The sequence below is a fragment of the Roseburia sp. AF20-18LB genome (assembly GCF_003461185.1).
Lineage (GTDB): Bacteria > Bacillota > Clostridia > Lachnospirales > Lachnospiraceae > Roseburia_C > Roseburia_C amylophila.
In genome coordinates this window covers 1-5,729 of record NZ_QTWP01000021.1, presented here as the reverse complement: position 1 = coordinate 5,729, position 5,729 = coordinate 1, and the positions used below count along the sequence as shown (strand labels likewise).

The 5,729-nt window shown below is 36.6% G+C and carries 7 protein-coding genes; all 7 read left to right on the top strand.

Features of this window, described 5'->3' with window-relative positions; genetic code table 11:
* The coding region (locus DWX65_RS14620) for a hypothetical protein (RefSeq protein WP_207661136.1) at nt 1–453 on the top strand (453 nt) is incomplete at its 5' end.
* A complete protein-coding gene (locus tag DWX65_RS14615; protein WP_117699323.1) occupies nt 450–743 on the top strand; it encodes a hypothetical protein in 294 nt (97 codons plus the stop codon). The genes DWX65_RS14620 and DWX65_RS14615, both read left to right, overlap by 4 nt.
* Nucleotides 733–1,476, top strand: coding sequence for an enhanced serine sensitivity protein SseB (locus tag DWX65_RS14610; RefSeq protein ID WP_117699322.1), 744 nt, complete (start codon nt 733–735; stop codon nt 1,474–1,476). The genes DWX65_RS14615 and DWX65_RS14610 overlap by 11 nt, the downstream gene beginning before the upstream one ends.
* A gap of 517 nt (nt 1,477–1,993) precedes the next feature.
* Nucleotides 1,994–3,478 carry a hypothetical protein gene (locus DWX65_RS14605; RefSeq protein ID WP_118173736.1) on the top strand — a complete coding sequence of 495 codons (1,485 nt, stop codon included), beginning with the start codon at nt 1,994–1,996 and terminating at the stop codon, nt 3,476–3,478.
* Nucleotides 3,475–3,855: a hypothetical protein gene (locus DWX65_RS14600; protein WP_117690461.1), complete on the top strand. Its 381-nt coding sequence runs from the start codon at nt 3,475–3,477 to the stop codon at nt 3,853–3,855. Before DWX65_RS14605 ends, DWX65_RS14600 begins: the two co-directional genes overlap by 4 nt.
* A 17-nt stretch (nt 3,856–3,872) precedes the next feature.
* The gene (locus DWX65_RS14595) at nt 3,873–4,928 is read left to right on the top strand and encodes a hypothetical protein (protein WP_147339175.1); all 1,056 of its coding nucleotides are present in this window, start codon (nt 3,873–3,875) and stop codon (nt 4,926–4,928) included.
* Nucleotides 4,929–4,930: 2 nt separating this feature from the next.
* Nucleotides 4,931–5,287: a hypothetical protein gene (locus tag DWX65_RS14590; protein ID WP_117842365.1), complete on the top strand. Its 357-nt coding sequence runs from the start codon at nt 4,931–4,933 to the stop codon at nt 5,285–5,287.
* The last annotated feature ends 442 nt before the right edge of the window (nt 5,288–5,729 follow it).

Below are 5,729 nucleotides of genomic sequence, written 5' to 3'. Positions count from 1 at the left end.
GTAGTAAATAACGTAAAAAGACCGCAGCAGTTGGGAAATGTAGGAGAGGGTGGAAGTAAGACAGTAAAGTATTCACCAATCAAACCTTGTAATGAAATTAGTCAAGAAGTAGCAGAATCTTTTAATGGTGCAACATTTACAAAAACAACGTTGACAGAAGATACAGTTATGTATAGAGTAAGTGGTGGTAAAGCAGGAGAGGTTGGTTCATATGTATCAAGAACGCCTCAAGGAGGAGGATTGCAATCACAATTGGATTTAGCATTAAATCCTTCGTGGGGAAATACAACAGAAAATATTACCAAGGTTGTTGTTCCAAAAGGAACCACAATTTATGAAGGTATAGCGGCACCACAAAATATATATGATAGTCTTGGAAATGTGATAGGAACATTGCCAGGAGGTGGAAATCAAGTATATATCCCAAAAGTGGAAGCGGGGTGGTTTAAATGATAAAATGTGAATGTAGTGAACGAATAGGAAGTGTTATTAATTCATATAAATTATATGAAGATATTAAATTGTTTTTTGAAGAACAGGTAAAAGAAGATATATTTTCAGAAGTACCAGTAGGAAAGCCATATTGTGATGGATTTGAGTGGAAAGCAGATAAATGGTACAAGTGTAAGTGTTGTGGATGTCTATGGGAAATTAAATATCCTGATTTTCCAGCAAAAGGTTTTGTTCGTAAGTTTGCTGATGGAATATATCACCAGAAGGAGATAGGGAAAAATGAATATTAAAGAACCAATTAGTAATCTTAAATTAGTCGAGGCAATTGAAGGATTAAGTAACAATAATGCAACACAACAGAAATTTTTTACAGAATTTGCACAAGCTAAATTACTATGCCCTGCAGATATTCATTTACAAAACAGTTCGAAAGATGGTAATGAAATAGTTGTAGGTGAAGGGTCTTCAATATCTATAAAGCATTTAGAAGATACAAAAGGTAATAAGTTTTTAATTGCATTTACTGATTGGGAAGAATTATATAAATGGAATTCCTCAAAAGAACAGCAAACAGTTATTTTTGGTTATAAGGATTTTCAAAACATTATGAAAGAATCGAGAGATGTATATACAGGAATGGTAATAAATCCTTTCGGTGCCAATATTGTGATTACGCTTCCAATGCTTGATGGAATGGAAAATGATTGTATAATTAAAAAAGAAGAACAGGTGTTTATAGGCATTCCAGCTGAATACCCAACTGAATTGATAAATGAGCTATGTGTATATTTTGATAAAGAAAAGAGTGTTGATAAGGCGTTTTTATTATGGATGGTAAGGGGTGAAGAAGGAAGCTATTTACTAATATTGGATTCAAAAGAAGAACCTAATAGTCTATACCCAAGAGTTGGAAAATTTTGCATTAGATTTTTAAGAGATAAGATGCTTGATATGGTTTCAGCGGATTCGGATTTTGGAAAGAATGCAATTAGAGAATACAAACCATTTTATGAAAGAGATTAATTTAATTATGGTTATACTTTAGGACTTCAAAAATCCCTAACTCAAAAAGCTACTTTAATCTCTGTCTGTTCACGAAGTGAATGACATACAGAGATTAATAATAGCTTTTTGTCATTTACCTAAAGGGGAAAGGACTCCTTATGGCGAAATTTGCCCTCAGGTATACAAAAGGATTTGTCCGACAATTTATATTGAAGATATTGTGAGGTATTGATTTTACTAACCTGTTGCAAGCTGGGAATTTTCACCCTTCCACAGAACTATTGTTTGCTAAAATGCTTATAGACGCTGTGAGATAGCCAATTTCTGTGAATGATAAAAAATTACAAGAAGAGATTTCGTTACGAGTTTAACAAATATTCATAACATCATATTTTCTTAAAGTGGCATACCAAAATCAAGACAAGCCAACTAATTGTTAAGAAAATGCCTTATTCTGATATCTTGAATAATTTTAAGACCTAGGATAAGAAATTTAATCAGTACACCTATACGAACGATAGAACTACATGAGCAGTTGGATCAGGAATTATTAAATCTTATCACAGAAGTTCAGAACCATGAGAGCAGTACCGTGACAGCACTGGAGAATTCCGTGGAATTGTTACTATCGAGTCTGAATACCTGTATTGCAAAAATCGGATTGAACACAGCTGCAATTGCAAGTTATGAAAGCAACAGCTTTTATACAGATAAGGACGTGTATGCACTTGCCAATATCAGTGAATTGTTTTATCAGCAGCATGAAGACAATAAAGATGTATATGATGCAATCTGTGAAGCGGAACAGAACCTAAAGGATGCAGCGGAAGAACGTGAGACGCAGGGAGTGTGGAAGACCGTTGCCGGAGTGGGTTTGCTTGTAGTAGGCGGAGTATGTATAGTCGCATCATGGGGAACAGCAACACCAATTGTTGCAGCCGCAGAGGGTATTGTTGGAACCGGAACGACTATTTTTGGAGTCGCAGATTCTGCGGAAGGTGCCCAGGATATTTATTATGGAAGCATCGGAGATATTGACAGTACCGCAGTAAATGACTTAAAATATGTGGTATTCCAAGGAAATGAGGAAGCATATTATCTGACAGAAAGTGTCTTTGCATTTGCAGCATCCGCAATGATTCCAATCGGTCAGGCGGCCTCAGCAGGAAACCTGACATTTCGAAGTGGAGCAACAATCGTTGCAAAAGAAGGAATTGCAACAGCAGCAGGTGCAGGAGCCCAGAAGTATACGACGGATTTAACTGGAAACCAGACCGCAGGAATGTTAGCAGGTATGGCAGCAAGTATGGCAACTGCGAAAGGACTGAATGGAATTGAAGCAGGAGCGAAGAAACTGGCGAAACCGAAGCTTGGAGATGTTGGAGACGGCGGAGGTTCAGCGTTTGCAAGAAATAATTTAAAATCTGTGTTAGCTAATGAAAGTTTGACATTAGATGAGTTTAATACACTTCGTTTAGCAGATGTAAATGAATTGTCAGCAGAACAAATTGGAAAATTAAAAAATATAAGAGAAGCAGTGCCTAAGATTGATAGTAATACAGTGATTCAAAAAACTATTCCCTTTGAGGATATAGGAAAATACATAGGAGATGACGGATATAGTACTATCAGAGGCTATATAGCAAGATATGATGATGTTTCACATATTCATGGTTATGATAATGTTGTAGAATCATCAAGATTAGACTATACAATAAATAGTGATATTAGACCATATCCAGAAGGTGGAAATGCATATGGTTATATTAAATTTATGACGGATGATGTGGATAGGATTGGAATACCGTATGGAACAGAATTTGGTGGGGGAAATACAGACCCTGCCCCATGTACACGTAATGGATTTACAGGTGCAAGGAATGGAGAAGTTATTCCAGAATGGACAGTTGATGGTAACCTGGAACCAATAGAAGGTGCTGAATTGCATAGGGTAATTGATTCAGAAGATTCTATCGTAGCTATTTTTGATGGCGAACATTTCAGAGAGGTGAAAAAATGATAAAAAATGGAAAATATGCTTATTATAAAGGAAATGAATATAAATTTTCAAGAGATGCTGATGGTAATTATATTATTATAACATCAGATCTAAAGAAAACTGATTGTACATTTAAAGATAAATATAATACAGGAGTATACAGTAAATTAGTGAATATATCAGATGTAGATGAAATTTACAAAATTGCAACTTATGGAAAGGTGAATGAAGAGAGGGTTTCAATTATAAAGGAAAAAAACGGAGAATATTTGGTTAGTACAAATGACTGTAAGATAGGGGAAAAGCTGAAGTTGGATCGAGTTGACAAATATGCATATGAGGGATGGTTAAATTCAAATATAGTAAAGCTTGATGAGGAAAAACAAGTTATAAAATAATTGGTTTACATGAGCAGTTGGATCAGGAGCTATTGAATTTTATTACAACAATCCAAAATCAGGAAAGTAGTACCGTAACAGCGCTGGAGAATTCTGTAGACTTATTAATTTCGAGCCTGAACAGCTGTATTGCAAAAGTAGGGTTGAACCAGGGAACAATTGCAAATTATGAAAGCAACAGCTTTTATACAGATAAGGACGTGTATGCACTTGCCAATATCAGTGAATTGTTTTATCAGCAGCATGAAGACAATAAAGATGTATATGATGCAATCTGTGAAGCGGAACAGAACCTAAAGGATGCAGCGGAAGAACGTGAGACGCAGGGAGTGTGGAAGACCGTTGCCGGAGTCGTATTGGTTGGTGTTGGGGTGGCATGTATTATTGCAACTGCAGGTGCAGGAGCCCAGAAGTATACGACGGATTTAACCGGAAACCAGACCGCAGGAATGATAGCAGGTATGGCAGCAAGTATGGCAACTGCGAAAGGACTGAATGGAATTGAAGCAGGAGCGAAGAAACTGGCGAAACCGAAGCTTGGAGATGTGGGAACTGACGGTGGCGCAGTATTAAATGATGCGGATGTGGGTTCGGCTGTAAATGGTGGAACATCAAGTAAAATAGGATATGAATATTTAGATGACCAATTAGGTAACTTAAAAGATAAAGTTAAAATAAATCAGTATCAATCAGCAGAAAGTGTTAATGCTTGGTGGGAAGCAAGAGGTTATAAATCACCTTACAAAGAGAAAACTGTTGTACAAGATATAACACTGACAGAAGATACAAAATTTGTTCGAGTATATGACGGTGTGAATTCAAATTTAGAGGGTGGATGGGTTATGAGAGCCGAGGATATCAAAGGACTTACACCTAAAGAAATTCAAGCTAAATTTGCATTAGAGTATGAACCTAAATTTATTGGAGAAGTAGAGCTGAAAGCAGGAGATACAGTACGTTTAGGTGAGGTTGGACCTAATTTTGGATTTGATGGTGGTGGAATACAAATAGATTTACAACAGCAATGGATTGGTGATTTTACTGAACTTGGAAAGATTGAAGACTGGAGGTAAATATGAGAGAAGTATCTATTGATGGTAATATTTTAAATATTGGTGGTACTAAAATCACTGTAAAATATCCAATTAAACAAGTTGAAAGCATCAGTGGAAAGTATGTTGTATTGTTAAAGATTCCACGAGTAGAACTAGGAGCAGAGGAACTTAATAATATTTTGTGTTATAATGAAAATGGCGAAATGTGTTGGCGAATAAGTGACAAATTACCGTCTAATATTGTCAGCAAAGAGCAAATTCCATATGTTGCAATTCAAATTATGAATGGGAAATTATATGCTACTGATTTCTGGGGGAGAAAGTTTAATGTTGATGTAGAAAATGGAAATTTAATGGATGTAAAAATAGTACGTTGACAGAATAAAGCAGAGAATGTCATAGATATAACAAGGTTGTAACATTTTCTTTGACGATTCTCAAACACCCATGTTACAATGGCACGCAACAGGGGGTATAAGGGGGATGAAACGCCCTCATAATACCTAAACAAAAACACAGAATCGGAGATGTTCTATTGGTGATAACCGTCGTTTTATCAGCAGCATGAAGACAATAAAGATGTATATGATGCAATCTGTGAAGCGGAACAGAACCTAAAGGATGCAGCGGAAGAACGTGAGACGCAGGGAGTGTGGAAGACCGTTGCCGGAGTCGTATTGGTTGGTGTTGGGGTGGCATGTATTATTGCAACTGCAGGTGCAGCGTCGCCCATTGTTGCAGCGGTTGGAGTAGCTATGGAAACCGGAATGACTATTTATGGAGTCGCAGATTCTGCGGAAGGTGCCCAGGATATTTATT

What these genes read in the sequence shown, in the direction of transcription:
- DWX65_RS14615 (WP_117699323.1), top strand. Translation starts at nt 450, where the DNA reads ATGATAAAATGTGAATGTAGTGAACGAATAGGAAGTGTTATTAATTCA.
- DWX65_RS14610 (WP_117699322.1), top strand. Translation starts at nt 733, where the DNA reads ATGAATATTAAAGAACCAATTAGTAATCTTAAATTAGTCGAGGCAATT.
- DWX65_RS14600 (WP_117690461.1), top strand. Translation starts at nt 3,475, where the DNA reads ATGATAAAAAATGGAAAATATGCTTATTATAAAGGAAATGAATATAAA.
- DWX65_RS14590 (WP_117842365.1), top strand. Translation starts at nt 4,931, where the DNA reads ATGAGAGAAGTATCTATTGATGGTAATATTTTAAATATTGGTGGTACT.